This is a genomic window from Corallococcus sp. AB030 (assembly GCF_003668965.1).
GTDB classification, from domain to species: domain Bacteria; phylum Myxococcota; class Myxococcia; order Myxococcales; family Myxococcaceae; genus Corallococcus; species Corallococcus exiguus.
In genome coordinates this window covers 14,144-30,633 of record NZ_RAWQ01000126.1, presented here as the reverse complement: position 1 = coordinate 30,633, position 16,490 = coordinate 14,144, and the positions used below count along the sequence as shown (strand labels likewise).

Annotated in this window: 10 protein-coding genes and 1 pseudogene; 9 read left to right on the top strand and 2 right to left on the bottom strand. The window is 71.8% G+C overall.

The window, feature by feature from the left end:
* A pseudogene (locus D7Y15_RS26785) lies at nucleotides 1-1,332 on the top strand (hypothetical protein); the annotation flags it as partial.
* A 22-nt stretch (nucleotides 1,333-1,354) separates the two neighbouring features.
* Here the strand turns inward: D7Y15_RS26785 and D7Y15_RS26780 are convergent.
* Nucleotides 1,355-2,224: a hypothetical protein gene (locus D7Y15_RS26780; protein WP_121754347.1), complete on the bottom strand. Its 870-nt coding sequence runs from the start codon at nucleotides 2,222-2,224 to the stop codon at nucleotides 1,355-1,357.
* A gap of 60 nt (nucleotides 2,225-2,284) precedes the next feature.
* Here D7Y15_RS26780 and galU point away from each other — a divergent pair, with 60 nt between their 5' ends.
* The 6 genes from galU to def all read left to right on the top strand — a co-directional run bounded on the left by galU (nucleotide 2,285) and on the right by def (nucleotide 13,455).
* A complete protein-coding gene (gene galU, locus D7Y15_RS26775) occupies nucleotides 2,285-3,187 on the top strand; it encodes a UTP--glucose-1-phosphate uridylyltransferase GalU (protein ID WP_121754346.1) in 903 nt (300 codons plus the stop codon).
* Nucleotides 3,184-3,936: a hypothetical protein gene (locus D7Y15_RS26770; protein WP_121754345.1), complete on the top strand. Its 753-nt coding sequence runs from the start codon at nucleotides 3,184-3,186 to the stop codon at nucleotides 3,934-3,936. Before galU ends, D7Y15_RS26770 begins: the two co-directional genes overlap by 4 nt.
* 101 nt (nucleotides 3,937-4,037) lie before the next feature.
* A complete protein-coding gene (locus D7Y15_RS26765; RefSeq protein ID WP_121754344.1) occupies nucleotides 4,038-4,646 on the top strand; it encodes a glutathione S-transferase family protein in 609 nt (202 codons plus the stop codon).
* A gap of 178 nt (nucleotides 4,647-4,824) precedes the next feature.
* On the top strand, nucleotides 4,825-7,218 hold the full coding sequence (priA, locus tag D7Y15_RS26760; protein ID WP_121754343.1) for a primosomal protein N': 2,394 nt from the start codon (nucleotides 4,825-4,827) through the stop codon (nucleotides 7,216-7,218).
* Nucleotides 7,219-7,234: 16 nt separating this feature from the next.
* The gene (locus D7Y15_RS26755; RefSeq protein WP_121754342.1) at nucleotides 7,235-12,874 is read left to right on the top strand and encodes a response regulator receiver protein; all 5,640 of its coding nucleotides are present in this window, start codon (nucleotides 7,235-7,237) and stop codon (nucleotides 12,872-12,874) included.
* Nucleotides 12,875-12,927: 53 nt separating this feature from the next.
* Nucleotides 12,928-13,455 carry a peptide deformylase gene (def, locus tag D7Y15_RS26750; protein ID WP_120575921.1) on the top strand — a complete coding sequence of 176 codons (528 nt, stop codon included), beginning with the start codon at nucleotides 12,928-12,930 and terminating at the stop codon, nucleotides 13,453-13,455.
* Here def and nth read toward each other — a convergent pair.
* Nucleotides 13,452-14,162 (bottom strand): endonuclease III, encoded by a 711-nt coding sequence (nth, locus tag D7Y15_RS26745; RefSeq protein WP_121754341.1) that lies wholly within the window; start codon nucleotides 14,160-14,162, stop codon nucleotides 13,452-13,454. The genes def and nth overlap by 4 nt on opposite strands.
* Nucleotides 14,163-14,197: 35 nt before the next feature.
* On the opposite strand from nth, the gene ltaE reads away from it, so the two are divergent.
* Together ltaE and D7Y15_RS26735 are read left to right on the top strand one after the other, a co-directional pair.
* The gene (gene ltaE, locus D7Y15_RS26740) at nucleotides 14,198-15,223 is read left to right on the top strand and encodes a low-specificity L-threonine aldolase (RefSeq protein ID WP_121754340.1); all 1,026 of its coding nucleotides are present in this window, start codon (nucleotides 14,198-14,200) and stop codon (nucleotides 15,221-15,223) included.
* 240 nt (nucleotides 15,224-15,463) lie between these two features.
* Entirely contained in the window at nucleotides 15,464-16,483 is a 1,020-nt protein-coding gene (locus tag D7Y15_RS26735) for a M23 family metallopeptidase (protein ID WP_121754339.1), read from the top strand.
* Nucleotides 16,484-16,490: the final 7 nt, after the last annotated feature.

Here is a 16,490-nt window from a genome sequence, read left to right as displayed (position 1 = left end):
GCGCCGCTGTCCGCCAGTGGCGTGGAACCTCCAGCCCCCGCGCCGCGCGCCATGGCCGGAGCCTCGCGCTCCGTCGCCCCTCCCGCGAAGGGCCGCGGCGCTCTCGAAGCTCCGCCCGACATCCCGCTCCTCAGCCAGATTCCCTCGGAGGACGAAGACGAGGACGCCCAGGAGCTCGGCGCCGGGCCCGTGGAGGCCACGAGCGTCATCGCGTGGGAAGCGCCTCCTGGCCGCATGGACCCGGTGCGCCGCATCCACCGCGCCGGCCGTCCCGAAGGCACCGTCTCCGGCCCCGCCCCCACGCGTCCCCATGCCAGTGGCCGCCCCACCGTCGGCTCCACCGAGACCCGCGAGACGCCCGCCGCCGTCCCGGACGTCGAGCCCCCCGCGGACTCCACCTCCGCGGAGCCCATCGTCTTCAAGCTCGTGCGCGAGAGCCCGCTCGACCCGAAGCCCTACCGCGGACTCGTGGACCACTTCGACCAGCGCGGCGACTCCACCCGCGCCGCGCTCATGCGCGAGCTCGCCGACGCACTGGAGGGCCGCGAAGTCCCCGCGCCCCGCGTGCTGCGCGCGCCCCTCACCAACCAGGAGCGTGCCGGCCTGCGCCACCCAGGCCTGCGCACCCCGTCCGGGGAGCTGCTCGCGTGCGTGGGCATCGCGCTGTGCCGGCTGTTCCCGTCGCCCGCTCGCATCGCCAACACCACGGAGCCCCTGCGCGCCTCCTCTGGCCCGGGCGCAGCCGCAGTGCTCGACGCACTGAACAGCACCGCGCGCCTGCTGGGCGTGCCCCTGCCGGAGCTCGTCGCGGGCGACGACGACAGCGCCAACATCACCCCGCTGCACACCTCCGCCCCGCGCCTCGTCGTGGGCCGGCAGCTCGTGCAGCAGCCCCCCACCAACGCCGAGCTGCGCTTCCACGCCGGCCGCGCGCTGTTCTCGCTGTCACCGGACCTGCTCGCCCTGCGCGCCCTGCGCAAGGACCACCTGCTGCGCGCGCTCGCACTGTTGTCCTCCGTCCTCAAGAACCCCAAGGACGCTGGCGACGACGCTCGCGTGGTGCGCGAGTCCCTGTCCCCCAGGGCCCTGGAGCGCGCCGCCCTGCTGATGGAGCCCGGCACCCGAGACTTCGACGCGAACCTGCTCGTCGCCGCCGCGCGCGACTCCGCCAACCGCGCGGGGCTCGTCGCCTGCGGAGGCCCCGGGCCCTCGCTCACCGTGCTCCGGGCCCGCCGCCCCAACGATTCAGAGCTGGAGGAGCTGGTCCGCTTCGCCGCCTCCGAGCGCTACCTCGCCCTGCGCGACGCCGTCGAAGCGGGCCGCGGCCGCTAGAGCGGCTTCGCCTGGAGGCGCCTCAGTTCACCAGCAGCCGCAGCGTGAGCGACAGCACGCGCCCGTTCAGCCCGCCCAGGTCGTGCTCGTACGCCAGGTCCAAGCCGCCGCCGCCGGGCGACAGGAAGCCCGCGCCCACCGTCACGCGCGATATCTTCTGGAAACCGTCGTACGTGTAGCCCGCGCGCAGCGGAATCGTCTGGTCGAAGATGTACTCCGCGCCGGTGTTGTACGTGAGCACCGTCGAGTCGCGCGTCTCGAAGTCCCCGCGCATGTCGAACGCCACCACCACCGCCTGCCCCACGTAGGCCGCGTGCGCGGAGAAGTAGCGCGTCAGCTCCACGTTGTCCGTGTCGATGAGGTTGTGCCCCGACACGCCCAGCGACAGCTGCTCGCTCAGCCGCACGAGGATGCCCGCGTCCATCGTGATGGAGTTGGCGAAGCGCGACTGGCCATTCAGTCGCAGGTAGTGCCCCGACAGGCCGATGAGCAGCGACTGCCCCAGGGGCAACGCCGCGCCCAGCGTGCTCAGGTTCGCGGACGTACGCCCTCCGCCACGTCCCAGCGAAAGCCAGTGGTAGTCCACGCCCAGCGCCAGCCGGCCGCTGCTGGAGTCCGCCAGGCTGATGCCCAGGAAGCCCTCCTTGTTGCGCGGGTCGTACGCACCCGTACCCTCGATGCGGTAGGCCGGGTACAGCGCCATCGCCGCCGGATTGCCCAGGAGTGCATCCGCACCCATGCCGGTGGCCCGGTAGGCGCCGCCCATGCCCAGGGACCGGGCACTCGCGATGTTGCGCAGCTCATCGGCCCGTTCGGTCGTGGCGGCTCGGGCGAGGAAGGGGACCACGGAGAGCGTCAACGACAGGGCGGCGGCGATGGCACGGAGCGGCATGGCACCGGGGAATCTATCCGGCTTGCTGGGGTTCTGGGCCACCAATAGATTCCCCGCCCCATGTCCTCTCCTGACACGAAGGCAGCGAAGCTCATCCGCAAGTGCGTCATCCCCGCCGCCGGCCTGGGCACCCGTTTCCTCCCGGCCACCAAGGCCGTGCCGAAGGAGATGCTGCCCATCGTCGACACGCCCACCCTCCAGTACATCGTGGAGGAGGCGGTGAAGGCCGGCATGGAGGACGTCGTCGTCATCAACGGCCGCGGCAAGGGCTCCATCGAGGACCACTTCGACATCGCGTTCGAGCTGGAGACCACGATGCGCGCGCGCGGAAAGACGGCGGACGCGGACCGGATGCGCGCCATCGCGAACCTGGTGCGCATCATCAGCGTGCGTCAGAAGGAGCCGCTCGGCCTGGGCCACGCGGTGCTGTGCGCCAAGAGCGTCATCGGCGACGAGCCCTTCGGCGTCCTGCTGGGCGACGACATGATCGACTCGGAGGATCCGGGCATCGGCCAGCTCGCGCGCATCTACCAGCAGCACCAGAAGGCCGTCATCGCGCTGATGGAGGTTCCGGAGAGCGAGACGCACATGTACGGCATCGCCGCCGGCAAGGACCTGGGCAACGGCGTCATCCAGATCGACCACGTGGTGGAGAAGCCCAAGAAGGGCACCGCCCCGTCGAACCTCGCGGTGATTGGCCGCTACGTGCTGCCCCCGTCCATCTTCCCCATCCTGGAGAAGCAGACCACGGGCGTGGGCGGGGAAATCCAGCTCACGGACGGCCTGGCCACGCTCCAGAAGACCGAAGGTCTGCTGGGCTACAAGTTCCAGGGCCAGCGCTACGACGCCGGTGACAAGGTGGGTTACCTCAAGGCGAACATCGCCTATGCGCTCAAGCGCCCCGACCTGCGCGGAGGGCTCCTGGAGTACCTGCGCGAGGTCGTCAAGACGGAGAAGCCGTGAAGCGTCTCATCGCCGTATCCGCAGTCCTCGTGTCCCTCGCCGCCGGCGCCTACGTGCTGCCCGGCGGCTCCATCCTGCGGCGCATGGCCAACGCGCGGGAGGAGAAGCGCCTGTCTGCCTTCCGCGTGGAAGGCTCCGTCATCTTCTCCTCCACGGGCGTTGCGGAAGCGGGGGCCGCCCTCAACGTCCCCACGGACCGCCCGGAACTCCAGGGTGACGGCGTGCTGTCCGCGAAGATTCCGGGCCGCTGCCGCTTCGACGCGAGCTCTCCGGACAGCAGCCTCAAGTCCTCCACCGTGCAGGTCTCCGGCAAGAAGCGCGTGGAGGGCAAGGAGCTGCCCGCCATCTCCGTGCTGGTGGCCCAGGTGTGCGCCATCCTCGCGCAGGACGCGGGCAGCGTGCAGGACACCAAGCTCGCCCAGGAGGCCTACCTCCAGGGGCTGGGCATCAACACGAAGGTGACGTCGCTCGCGCGCTTCGGCGGTGAGGTGGCCTTCGTCCTGGGAGACCCCGCGGAGGGCAAGCCCCAGTTCTGGGTCTACAAGGACGCCTTCCGGCCCGCGCGCCTGCGCTACTCGGACGCGTCCGGGGCGGCCTGGGACGTGCGCTTCCTGGACTACGCCTCGCCGGCCACCGGCGACTGGATGCCCCGCACGGTGGAGGTGTGGAAGGCGGGTCAGCGCGTGGTGCGCTTCACCGCCCTCAAGGCGGACAACCGCTCGGCCGTGCCGGACACGCTCTTCAAGTAGCGGTCCGCTTCGATTCGCTTGCGATGGGCGGGACTCACGGTGAAAGTCCCGCCCGTTCCAGGGCCGGGATATCCCCGGTTCCCGGCGCGGAGGCGATTCGCATGAAGCTCCATGGCAACCCGATGAGCACGTGTACCCGCAAGGTCCTCAACGTCCTGGCGGAGAAGGGCCACGAGGTCGAGTTCATCAACATCGACCTGATGAAGCACGAGCAGAAGACGCCCGCGCACATCGCCCGCCAGCCCTTTGGCGTGGTGCCCGCGCTGGAGCTGGACGACGGCTTCGTCATGTACGAGTCGCGCGCCATCAGCCGCTTCCTGGACCGCACCCTGCCGGGCCCGTCGCTGACGCCCGCGGACCCCAAGGCCTACGCGCTGATGGAGCAGTTCATCGGCGTGGAGCAGTCCTATTTCTCCGGCCCGGCGATGAAGATCGTCATGGAGCGCTTCCGGGGCACCAACAACGAGGAGAACATCGCCAAGGGCCGCGAGGGCCTGAAGCGTCCGCTGGAGGTCCTCGACGCGGCGCTGGCGACCCGGCCGTACCTGGCGGGCAATGACTTCACGCTCGCCGAGGTCTGCTTCGCGCCGTACATGGAGTACCTCTTCGCCATGGGGGAGAAGGACACCGTGGCCCCGTACAAGAACGTGATGGCCTGGTGGGACCGCGTGTCCAACCGCCCGTCCGTGAAGAAGTCCGTCGGCCGCTAGTCCGCCCGCACGCCCCTCATTCGCGCAGGCCACCCGGGCCTCTTCCGCACCCTGTCTTCCAGGGTCGGGAGGGGCCCTTCGTGCTTCCAGGGCACCGAAGGATGTCAGACGCCCGGGGCACAGTGGATCCCGGGTGCAGGACGGGCGGGCCGGGGACGCTGGCGGCAAGAGGTCGGTCATGGAGCAAGAGCACTTCGCGCTGGGTGGTTTTCCTCGGGCACAGGCAGAGGCCCCCTCTCGCGGTTCCATTCCGTTGCGGACGCGGCGTACGGATGTGGGAAGGGAAGTGTCGGAGCGGGAGCACGCCGCTACAGTGCGCCCCGTCGTGAGCGCCACTCCCGCCCAACTTGCCTCTGTCGCCGTGGGCCGTCCCGTGCGCGGGGAGTTCACCTACCTGGTGCCGGAGGCGCTCGCGGGCAACCTCGCCCCGGGCCAGCGCGTGCTCGTGCCCTTCGGCCGGGGCATGGCGCTGGGCTTCTACCTGGGGCCCGCCAACGCACCGGTGGAAGGCGGCGTGCGGCTCAAGCCCATCCAGCGCGTGCTGGAGGACTCGCCGTCCCTGCCCAAGGACCTCATCGCGCTCCTGCGCTTCACCGCGGAGCACTACCGCTATCCGCTGGGCGAGGTCATTCGCGGCGCGCTGCCGCCGGGCCTCTCCACCGCGGTGGATGAGAAGGAAGCCAGGCCGGACATCCAGTTCTTCGTGGAGGCTCTCGTCGAGGAGGTGCCGCCCCAACTGGCCCGCGCTCCGGCGCAGGCCGCCGTGCTCCAGTACCTCCTGGCGGTGGGCGGGCGCGCGCCGCTGGACGAGGTGACGCACGCCATCCCCGGCGCGCGCGAGACGCTGAAGAAGCTGGCGACGCGCAAGTTCGTGAAGTGGGTGGAGGTGACGCTGCAGCCCGGCGTGCGCGAGGGCCTGGTGCAGAACCGCCCGGACCGCCTCACCCCGGAGCAGGCCCTGGCGGTGAAGGAACTCCAGGGCGCCGTCGACGCGGGCGGCTTCCAGCCGTACCTCCTGCACGGCGTCACCGGCAGCGGCAAGACGGAGGTGTACCTGCGCGCGGTGGAGCACACGCTCGCGCGCGGCCTGGGCAGCCTGGTGCTGGTGCCGGAAATCGCGCTCACGCCGCAGCTGGTGGGGCGCTTCCGCAGCCGCTTCGGCGGCGACGTGGCGGTGCTGCACTCGGGGCTGAAGGACCGCGAGCGGCTGTTCCACTGGCAGGCGTTGCGCAAGGGCACGGTGAAGATCGCCGTGGGCGTGCGCTCGGCGGTGTTCGCGCCGGTGGAGAACCTGGGGCTCATCGTCGTGGACGAGGAGCACGACCCGTCCTTCAAGCAGGACGAGAAGCTGCGCTACCAGGCGCGCGACCTGGCGGTGGTGCGCGGCAAGCAGGCCAGCGCGGTGGTGGTGCTGGGCTCGGCGACGCCTTCACTGGAGACGCTCCAGAACACGCGCTCCGGCCGCTACAAGCTCATCGAGCTGAAGAACCGCGTGGACGACCGGCCCATGCCCACCATCAGCCTGGTGGACCTGCGCGTGGAGCGTCCGCGCGAGGGCCAGGTGACGGAAGAGGCGCCCATCCTCAGCCCGCAGATGCTCCAGGCCATGGAGGAGACGGTGGCCAAGGGGCAGCAGGTCATCCTGTTCCTCAACCGCCGCGGCCACAGCACCATCCTCCTGTGCGAGGTGTGCGGCCTGTCGCTCAAGTGCCAGGACTGCGACGTGTGCATGACGCACCACCGCTCGCAGAACCGGGTGGTGTGCCACTACTGCGGCGTGGCCTTCCCGGTCCCGGACAGCTGCCGCGAGTGCACCGGCCCGCTGCTCAAGCTCGGCATCGGCACGGAGCGCGTGGAAGCGGAGGTCCTGGAGCGGATGCCACACGCACGCGTAGCGCGGCTGGACCGCGACTCCGCGACGAGCGCGGAGAAGCTGACGGAGCTGCTGGCGTCCTTCGCGCGGCGGGAGCTCGACGTGCTGGTGGGCACCCAGATGGTGGCCAAGGGGCACGACTTCCCGGGCGTGACGCTGGTGTGCGTGGTGATGGCGGACACCTCCCTGGCGATTCCCGATTTCCGAGCCGCTGAGCGGACCTTCCACCTGTTGACCCAGGTGGCGGGGCGCGCGGGACGCGGGAAGGACCCGGGGCGGGTGTTGGTGCAGACCTACAACCCGGACGCGGAGCCGGTGAAGCGGATGCTGGCGCACGACTTCGACGGGTTCTCCAAGCAGGAGCTGGAGTGGCGCAAGGCGCTGGCCTATCCGCCCTTCGCGCGCATGGCGTCCGTCCGGCTGGAGGGCGAGCACCCGGAGCAGACCGCGGGTGTGGCTCGGTTCCTGGGGAACCTGGTGGGACGGCACATGCCACCGGCGTCGGCGGGGGTGCGCCTGCTGGGGCCGGCCCTGGCGCCCATCGCCCGCATCCGGGGCAAGACGCGCTGGCAGCTGCTCCTGAAGGCGCCGACGCATGCGGCGCTCGCCCCATTGCTCGCCCGGTTGGAGGCGGCGTTGGCGGATGTGCCCAACGGAGTGAAGGTCGTGATCGACGTGGATCCCGGGGCCATGCTGTAGACTCCCTGGCTCCCCCATGGGCGCCTCGGTCCTCCTCGTACACGACGACATCGCCACCATCGCCGCCGTCCGGCGACTGCTGTCCCGCGAAGGGCACGAGGTCATCCTCGCGACTTCCGCCGCGGACGCGCTCATTGCTTTCGGGCATCACCTGCCGGAGCTCATCGTGCTCGCGCCGAGCGTGGAGAGCGACCGCGGGCGCGTGGTGTTGGAAGAGCTGGTGCAGCACCCGGATGGCCACAAGGCGCGGGTGCTGCTGCTGAGTGAGCCCATCGAAGGCTTCAGCGCGCCGGTGGCGCCGCTGCCCCTGGACGGGCCGAGCTTCGTGACGCTGGTGGACACGTTGATCCGTGCGCCCGCGGAGGCGGATGGTTGGCGCGTGGTGGAGAACCGGACGCTGAGCGAGCCGGCGAAGGGGAGCGCCCCGGCGGACGAAGCCTGGCACGTGACGTCGCCGCGCTCGGTGGGCGGGGACCCCGCGCTGGCGAACGCGCTGTTCGGGGACCTGGCGCCGCTGAACCAGACGGACTGGGAAGTGGCGGCGATGACGCGCGAGGAGCGCAGCGCGCACGCCGTGCACCAGCAGCGTGAGCGCAGCACGCACCTGGCGATGAACGCCGCGCTGGAGCAGGCGCACCTGGAAGTGGAGACGGAGGCGATCGCCTCCATCGACTCCGCGCTGTCGGTGGGCACGAAGTCGCAGTGGACGGGGTCGGCGGAGGAGGGTGACTCCGGCGAAGCGTGGGGCGAGGAGGATCCGGACGCGAGCATCGGCTCCGAGTGGGACGCGGAGCCGCCGAACGCCGAGGATGCGCTCGAGGGCCGTCCACCGGAAGCGCGCACCACGTTGCGCTTCCCGTTCCCGAACGAGGAGGGTGAGGAAGAGGCGCTCGCGGAGGGGCGGCTCGCGTTCCGTGAGGAGCCACTCACCCCTCCGGGGCTGAAGCCGGTGAAGTCCGCGCCGAAGCTGGGGGACGAGGGGTTCTTCGACGTCGACTCGGACGAGGACGGCGGGGCGGCGAAGGCGTCGGATCCGGAGGGCTCCGCGCCGCTGGCGTGGAAGGAACTGGAGCCGGATCCGGAGCTGGAGACGCGTGCGCCTCCGGGCGGCGTGGACGACTCCGACGAGACGGACTTCGGTTCGGTCGCGGACGACGTGGCGGCGGAGGAGCGGGCCGCGGCGGCGGGTGAGTCGCAGGAGGACGCGCCCTCGGAGCCGACCGCGGAGGAGTTGGCGGCGGCGGGCCTGTCGAACTGGGACGTACTGGAGGCGGAGCTCAAGGCCTCCGCCGATGCGCGAGAGCGGGGGGATGAGTCCTCCTCGGACGACGCGAAGCCGGTGGGGTCGGACTGGTTCGATTCCGAGACCGTCGAGGAGGCGAAGACGGAGGGGGCCAGGCCCCTCCAGTGGGCGGAGCCTTCGGGCCCCGCGAGCCCGGCGGCTGCGGCACGCGCGAAGATTGATGACGCGAAGTCGGGCAAGGCGGCCTCGCGTCCGGATGAGGCCACGGAGTCGCGCGATGGAGGAACGGCGGACAGCACCTCGCCTCGCGTGAACACCGAGAGGCCGCTGCGTGTCGCGGCCCGTGTCCCGCTGCGCTCATCGGGCAAGAGCAGCGCGGGCGTCGTGGCGAGCGTGAGCGTCTCGTCCGCGAACCCGGGCGATGCAACAGGCGCGGGTGGCAGCGCCGCGGGCCTGAGCGACAAGTCCGGTGCGGCGACAGGTGGCACGTCCACGCGTCCGGGCAATGAGTCCGGTCCTGTTGTCGCGGCAAGAGCAGGGGATGCGGCGACGCCAGCCGGCTCCTCCGCGAATCCGCGCGCCGGTGCCGCGGATGCCGTCGGTGCGTCGTCGCGCGCGGAGAGCGCGGAAGCCCAGGCGCCGTCGTCGCCGCTGCAGGTACCCGGAGGCCTGCAACGGGCGAACAAGACGCGCACCCAGGAGCAGGAAGCCCCCTCACCCGCGCGCACGGGCGCAGCCGAGCCGTCAGCGGATCTCGCCGCGGAGCTGGAATCGCTGCGTGAAGAGCTGGCGCTGGCCCACGCCGCCATCGAGGAGGCGGAGGCCCGGGCCGCGGACGCGGAAGCCCTGGCCGAATCGGAGCAGTCGCTCCGCGTGGAGCTGGAAGATCGCATCGCGAGCGAAGAGCGGGCACGCGAAGACGCGCGGCTCGAAGCGGACGCGGAGGTAGAGGCCCGGAGCGCCGTGGAGGTGAGGGCCGAAGCGGAGGTCCACGCCCGCGCCCGAGCCGAGTCCCTGTTGAAGCAGGCCTCGGCGGCGCATGAGGCCTCGGAAGTCCGGGCCGAGTCGGCGACGGAGGCCCTCGCGGAGGTCGAAGCGCGGCTCGCGTCCGAAGCCGGAGGCCGGGTGGAGGCCGAAGCTCGCGCGGAAGCCGAGGCGCGCGACCGCCGCGAAGCCGAAGCCCTCGCGGAGATGGCCCGGCTCGAGCTCGTCGAACTCGAGAAGCGGCTCGCCACGGAGGTCCAGGCGCGCGAGGAGGCCGAGCTCCGAGCCCATCAGGAAGCGCAGACGCGCGAGGAGGCCGAAGCCCGCGCCGAGCTGGAGCAGGCCGCACGCACGGACGTGGAAGCGCGGCTCGAAGCCGAGACCGAAGCAAGAATCGCGGCCGAAGCCCGGGCGGAAGCCGAATCCAGGGCGCGCGAGGATGCGCGTCAGCGAGCGCAATCCGACTCCGACCAGGCGGAGAGCCGCGACACCGAGGACGCCGCGCTCCGTGCGAACCTGGATGCGCGGCGTGCCGAGGCGGAAGCCCGTGCCGAAGCGGAGGCGAAGGCCCGCACGACCGCCGAAGCGAAGGTGAAGCACTCCGCGCAGGCGCTGTCCCTGGTGGAGGTGCGTGCGCACCAGCTGGCCCAGTCGCTGGCCGAGTCCGAAGCGAAGTCGAAGCACTCCGCGCAGGCGCTGGCCCAGGCGGAGACGCGGGTGCAGCAGGCCACGCAGGCGCTGGCGCAATCCGAGGCGAAGGCGAAGCAGTCCGCGCAGGCCTTGGCGCAGGTGGAGGCCCGGGCGCAGCAACTGGCGCAGGTGCTGCTCCAGGGCGAAGCCAAGGCAAGGCAGTCCGCCCAGGCGGTGAGCCAGGCCGAAAGCCGCGCCACGCAAGCCGAGGAGGCCCGAGCCGCCGCGGAAGCCACCGCGGAACAGAACGCCGAAGCCCTGGCCCAGGCGGAAGTCCGGGCCGCGAAGGCCGAAGAAGCCCTGGCCGAAGCCCAGGCCCGAGTGGAAGACGCCGATGCGGCGAGGCTGCAGAACGAGGCGCGCTTCGCGGAGACCTTGAGCCAGGTCAACGCCCGGATGGAGCAGCTCAAGCAGGCTCGCCAGCGAGCCGAAGCGAAGGCCGCGCAGCCCGCCGAAGCCCTGCTCCAGGCGGAAGCCCGCGTGGAGCAACTGGCGCAGGCCCTGAAGCAGGCCGAAGCGCGAGCCACCGAAGCCGAAAAGGCCCGCGACGCCAACACCGAGCAGCTGAAGCAGGCACGGGCCGAGGCAGAGGCCCGCGAAGAACAGCTCAACGCCAAAGCGAAGAAGACCGCCGAGCAGTTGGAGCAGGCACGGGCCGAAGCAGAGGCCCGAGCGGAGCAACTCCAGCAGCTCCAGGCCAACTCGGGGAGCCGCGAGGACCAGCTCACGCAGGCCCAGGCTCGCATCGAGCAGCTCACGCAGGCCCACACTGAAGCGGAAGCCCGCGCTGATCAGCTCGCGCAAGCACGCACCGAAGCCGAAGCCCGCATCGAGCAGCTCACGCAAGCACGCACCGAAGCCGAAGCCCGCATCGAGCAGCTCACGCAGGCAGGCACTGAAGCCGAGTCGCGCATCGAGCGACTCACGCAGGCACGCACGGAAGCGGAAGCCCGCGCTGATCATCTCGCGCAGGCACGCACCGAAGTCGAAGCGCGCGCGGAGCAATCCACCCACGCGAGCACCGAGGCCCAGGCGCGCATCGAGCAGCTCACGCAGGCGCTGACCCAGGCCCAGGCCCGGGCGGAGCAACTCACGCAGTCCCTCTCCCAGTCGGAGTCCCGCGCGGAGCAGTCCACGCACGCCCGGACCGACGCGGACGAACTCGCACGGACCCGCCTGGCCCAGGCCGAACAGGCCCGCGCCGAAGCGGAAGCCACGGCCGAGCAGCAACTCCAGGCCCGCACCGCCGCGGAAGCCCGCGCCCTCCAGTCCGAGCAGAAGGCCGCCGAAGCCACCGCCAAGGCCACGTCCGAAGGACGGCTGCGCACTGTGCTGGAAGTCCGCCTCGACTCCGAGGGCCGTGCACGCCAGGACCTCGAAGCCCGCCTCGAAACCGAGTCCCAGGCCCGCACAACCGCGGAGTCCCGCCTCGCCGCGGAAACCCACGCGCGCACCGAAGCCGAAGCCCGCGCCCGCTCCGAATCCACGGACCTCACGCAGGCCCGAGACACCCTGCAAGCGCAGCTTGATCAGCTCCGAGAGGAGCTCACCCGCGAGCGCGAGACGCGCACCCGGCTCGAAGTCGAAGCCGTCGAACAGCGCCTCCAGGCCGAGCGCGAGCGCGAACAACTCGAAGCCCGAGCGCAGCGGGACGCGGAAGAAGCCGCGGCCCAGGCCCGCGCCACCATCATCCCCCTCGAATCGCCCGGCCGCCCGGAGATGGCGGTGGCCCGCAGCGGCAGCCTCACGCAGGAGGGCCTCTCGCGCCTCATCCTGCGGCTCTGCGACGCGCGCATGGAGGTGCGCCTGGAGCTCAAGGTGATGAACGCCTTGCGCGTCCTCTGGCTGCGCGACGGAGCCCTGGTCGGCGCCGCGTCCTCCGCGCAGGGCGAGTCCCTCGTGGACCGCGCCCGCGCGGACGGTCTCATCGACGCGCGCCAGGAAGCCGAGCTGCGGCTCGTGCGCAGCGCCACCACCGGCACGCTGCTGGAAGCCCTGCGCGGGCGCGGCTACGTGCGCGAAGCCGAATCCGTCCCGCTGGTCCAGCGCTACACCGAACAGGTCTTCCTGGACGCGCTCGCGGAGCCCTCCACGCTCTACCGCCTGGTGCCGGAGCCCGCGCCCCACGAGGTGGCGCTCGCCGCCGCCACGCGCCCGCCGCTGCACCTGCTCGCGGAAGGGCTGCGCAACACGCTCACCGCCGAATCGCTCCTGGACGCGGCGGGCTCCCTGCGCGCCCAGGTCTCCCGAGGCGACGCGCACATGCCCCCCGCGGACTTCGGCCTCTCCGCTCGCGAGCTCCAGCTCCTGCAGGCCGTGGACGGCGAACGCACGCTGGAGTCACTGCTCCTGGGCGCGGGCCTGCCACAGGACGGAGCACTCAAGGCGCTCGCGGTGGCGCGGACGCTGGGCCTCATCGCGCTGCATCCGCCGTCGGAGGACGCGCACGGCCACCTGCCGCCGGAGCTGGACGTGCACCGTCTGGAGGCCAAGTTCGAGGAGATCCAGGACGCGGACTACTTCACCGTCTTGGGGCTCGCGCGCTCGGCCGGCAGTGAAGAGGTCAAGCGGGCATACGCGCTGCTCGCCGCCGAGTTCCATCCGCTGCGCTTCGCCGGCCATCCGGACCCCGCGCTCCAGCACCGCGCGCAGCAGATCCGCGCGGTGTTGACGGAGGCCGCCCGGGCGTTGGGAGACGACCGGCTGCGGGGCGAGTACGCCCGTAATCTGCTCGACTGATGCCCGGTGGAACGGTTGCCCGTCGCGGTCCGGAGGGGTTAAGAGTCCCCTCCATGGTTCGCGAGATTCTCATCTGGCCCGACCCCATCCTGAAGCAGAAGGCCAAGCCGGTGGCGAAGGTGGACGACAAGGTCCGCGCGCTCATCAAGGACATGTTCGAGACCATGTACGACGCCGAGGGTGTCGGTCTCGCCGCCCCGCAGGTGGGCATCCTCCAGCGCATCATCGTCCTGGACACCCGGTCGCAGCAGCCGGACGCCAGGCCCCTGGCGATGATCAACCCGGAGTTCGTCTCGCTCGAAGGGGAGACGACCTACACGGAAGGCTGCCTCTCCATCCCCGGTGAAGCCGAGGACGTGGACCGCGCCGCCTTCGCCACGGTGCGCTACCTGGACGAGGAAGGCCAGGAGCAGACGCTGCGCTGTGACGGCCTGCTGGCCATCGCCGTGCAGCACGAGACGGACCACCTGGACGGCACCGTCTTCGTGGACCACGTCTCCACGCTCAAGCGCGAGTTCATCCGCAAGCGCATGAAGAAGCTCAAGGCCTCGCGCGAGCAGGGCGCTCCGGCGTCCGCTTAAGCCTTCGCGGTGGCGCGCACGCCCTTCTTCGGGCACTTCGCCGCCACCACGCAGGAGCCGCAATCGGGCGAGCGCGCGAAGCACGTGCGCCGCCCGTGCCACACCAGCAGCTGATGCCCCAGCGTCCACCGCTCGCGAGGCAGCAGCGCCTGCAGGTCCTTCTCCACCTTGTCCGGGTCTTCGTGGGTGGTGAAGCCCATCCGGTACGCCAGCCGCTTCACGTGCGTGTCCACGGGGAAGGCCGCGTCGCCGCCCAGGTGGATGCACACCACGCCCGCCGTTTTCAGCCCCACGCCCGGCAGCTCCGCCAGCGTGTCGCGCACCAGCGGCACCTGCCCGCCATGCTCGGCGACGAGCGTGCGCGCCGTGGCGACGATGTTCTTCGCCTTCGCGCGGTACAGCCCGCAGGTGCGGATGAAGGGCTCGACGTCGGTGGGCTCGACGCGCGCGTAGGCCTGGGCATCCGGGAAGCGGGCGAACAGGGCAGGGGTCACCAGGTTGACGCGCTTGTCGGTGCACTGCGCGGACAGGATGACGGCGACCAGCAGCTCCAGCGGCGTGCGGTAGTCCAGCTCGATGCGGGCGTCCGGCATGGCCGCCTCCAGACCGTCCAGGATCGACACCGCGCGCTGCCGCTTCTCCGCCACTGTCTCTCGCCGGGCCACGCGGGCGTTGTATGTCACGGGGAGGCCCCGCCCAAGCGCCATGGCGGGGCATCCCTTTTCACGCAGCGAGGAGAACCATGAAGCCCATCGACTTCCGCTCCGACACCGTGACGAAGCCCACGCCCGCCATGCGCAGGCTCATCGCCGACGCGGAGGTGGGCGACGACGTCTACGGCGAGGACCCCACCGTGCGCCGCCTGGAGGAGCGCGTGGCCGAGCGGCTCGGGCTGGAGGCCGCCGTCTTCGTCCCCTCCGGCACGCAGGCGAATCAAATCGCCATCGGCGCGTACTGCCGTCCCGGCGACGAGGTGCTCACGGAGGAGGGCAGCCACATCCTCCAGTACGAAGGCGGCGCGGTGCCGGCGCTGTGGGGCGCGCAGCCGGGTCCCCTGCCGGGCGAGCGCGGCTTGCTGAAGCCGGAGACCGTCACGGCGGCGGTGCGTGAGGACAACATCCACAACCCGCGCACGCGCCTGCTGTCGCTGGAGAACACGCACAACCGCGGCGGCGGCACGGTGTGGCCGGTGGAGCGCTTCAAGGCGGTGGTGGAGGCGGGGCGCAAGGCCGGGCTCGCGGTGCACCTGGACGGCGCGCGGCTGTTCAACGCGGAGGTCGCGGCGGGCCAGCCCGCGTCCGCGTGGGCGTCGCTGACGGACTCGACGTCGGTGTGCTTCTCCAAGGGCCTGGGCGCCCCGGTGGGCTCGGCGCTCGCGGGCAAGAAGGACGTCATCCGTGAGGCGCGGCGGCTGCGCAAGCGGCTGGGCGGCGGCATGCGGCAGGCGGGCATCCTCGCGGCGGCGGCGCTGTACGCGCTGGAGCACCACGTGGAGCGCCTGGCCGAGGACCACGCCAACGCGCGCCGGCTGGCGGAGGGCCTGGCCCAGGTGCCGGGCGTGAAGGTGGACCTGGCGAGGGTGGAGACGAACATGGTGTTCGCGGACCTGGTGCGTCCGGCGGCGGAGGCCTCCGCGCTGCTCCTGAAGCAGGGCGTGCTCGCCAACCCCACGGGTCCGCACTCCATCCGCCTCGTATGCCACCTGGACGTGTCCACGGCGGACATCGACGACGCCCTGGCGCGCATCCGTCAGGCTCTCGCTGCCTGACACGGGCGGCACCGGGCTTCGCGGGCCGGCCGCGGTGTCCCGAAACCTGTCCGACTGTCGGACAGGTTCGTGCGGGTCGCCGTGGCCAGGCGCCGCTGTCAGGGGAATGACGGTCCTCCGGCACCCGGGGACGAGCCCTCTCCACGCGCCAGGTGCGGACCGCACGCACTTGTGCGCCAGGGGATGATCCACGGCCCGGAACAGGTGGACGGCCCGGCGCGGTGGTAGGCTCACCCCGCCGTGCGCCGACCCGCCGTCCTTGCCCTGCTGGCCCTCTTCGCCTGCGCGACGCCGCGGCCGGGGAAGATGAGCTTTGAGGAGCTGTACGCGACCTCGGGCGACAGCGGCTTCGTCAGCTCCGGCACGCCCTTCCTCCCCCACGAACCGGAGCGCGCCCGCGGGCCGCTGGCGCCCGAACGCTCCACGGAGCTGGAAGCAGCCCTTACCGCGTTCGTGCAACAGGCCCAGGCCTACCGCGAGAAGGTCCAGCGCGGCAGCGCCATGCCCGCCGCACAGGTGCGCAACTGGGAGGCGATGAACGCGGCCATGGACGCCTTCCTGGCCCGGCCGGTGGAGCACACCGACACCCGCGACCTGACGCGCGCCCGGGGCGTGATGGAGGCGGAGCTGGAGCAGGACGCGCGCCTCTATGGCGACATGCCGGGCTCGCTCGCGGAGGCTGTGGTGGTGCGCGTGGGCCGCCTCATCGTGCGCGCGTCCACGCTGCGCCGCTGGGAGCAGCCGCCGGAGCCCTCCGGCCCGCCGCGCCTCGCCTGGCCCGTGGAGCCGGTCACCATCACCAGCCTCTACGGCGACCGCTGGCACCCCATCACCGGCCAGCTGCGCCGCCACTCGGGTGTGGACCTGGCGGCCCGCCGGGGACAGCCCGTGGGCGTCGCGGACCGGGGCGTCGTCCTGCGCGCCGGGTGGAACGGCGACCACGGCAAGATGGTGGAGGTCCAGCACGACGGCCAGTGGGTGACGCGCTACAGCCACCTGTCCGAGGTCCTGGTGACGACCGGCGAGGTGCTGGCGAGGAGCGACGTGGTGGGGCTCGCGGGGGACACGGGCCTTGCGACCGGCGTCCACGTCCACTTCGAGCTCTGGCACGACGGCAGTTCACTGGATCCGCTGGAGGCGCTCGTCGCCCCCGAGGCGGCCCCGGACGCGTCCGAAGAGCGTCCCGTGGCCCGCATGCCCACGGAGTCCCCCGTCCTCACGTCCCAGGGGCGCCACCCGGCCGCGGGTTCGCGCCCCTGAGGGGGAC

Coding starts and splice junctions, on each gene's coding strand:
- D7Y15_RS26755 (WP_121754342.1), top strand. CDS start 7,235: ATGGGCGCCTCGGTCCTCCTCGTACACGACGACATCGCCACCATCGCC.
- D7Y15_RS26780 (WP_121754347.1), bottom strand. CDS start 2,224: ATGCCGCTCCGTGCCATCGCCGCCGCCCTGTCGTTGACGCTCTCCGTG.
- galU (WP_121754346.1), top strand. CDS start 2,285: ATGTCCTCTCCTGACACGAAGGCAGCGAAGCTCATCCGCAAGTGCGTC.
- ltaE (WP_121754340.1), top strand. CDS start 14,198: ATGAAGCCCATCGACTTCCGCTCCGACACCGTGACGAAGCCCACGCCC.
- D7Y15_RS26765 (WP_121754344.1), top strand. CDS start 4,038: ATGAAGCTCCATGGCAACCCGATGAGCACGTGTACCCGCAAGGTCCTC.
- nth (WP_121754341.1), bottom strand. CDS start 14,162: ATGGCGCTTGGGCGGGGCCTCCCCGTGACATACAACGCCCGCGTGGCC.
- def (WP_120575921.1), top strand. CDS start 12,928: ATGGTTCGCGAGATTCTCATCTGGCCCGACCCCATCCTGAAGCAGAAG.
- priA (WP_121754343.1), top strand. CDS start 4,825: ATGGAGCAAGAGCACTTCGCGCTGGGTGGTTTTCCTCGGGCACAGGCA.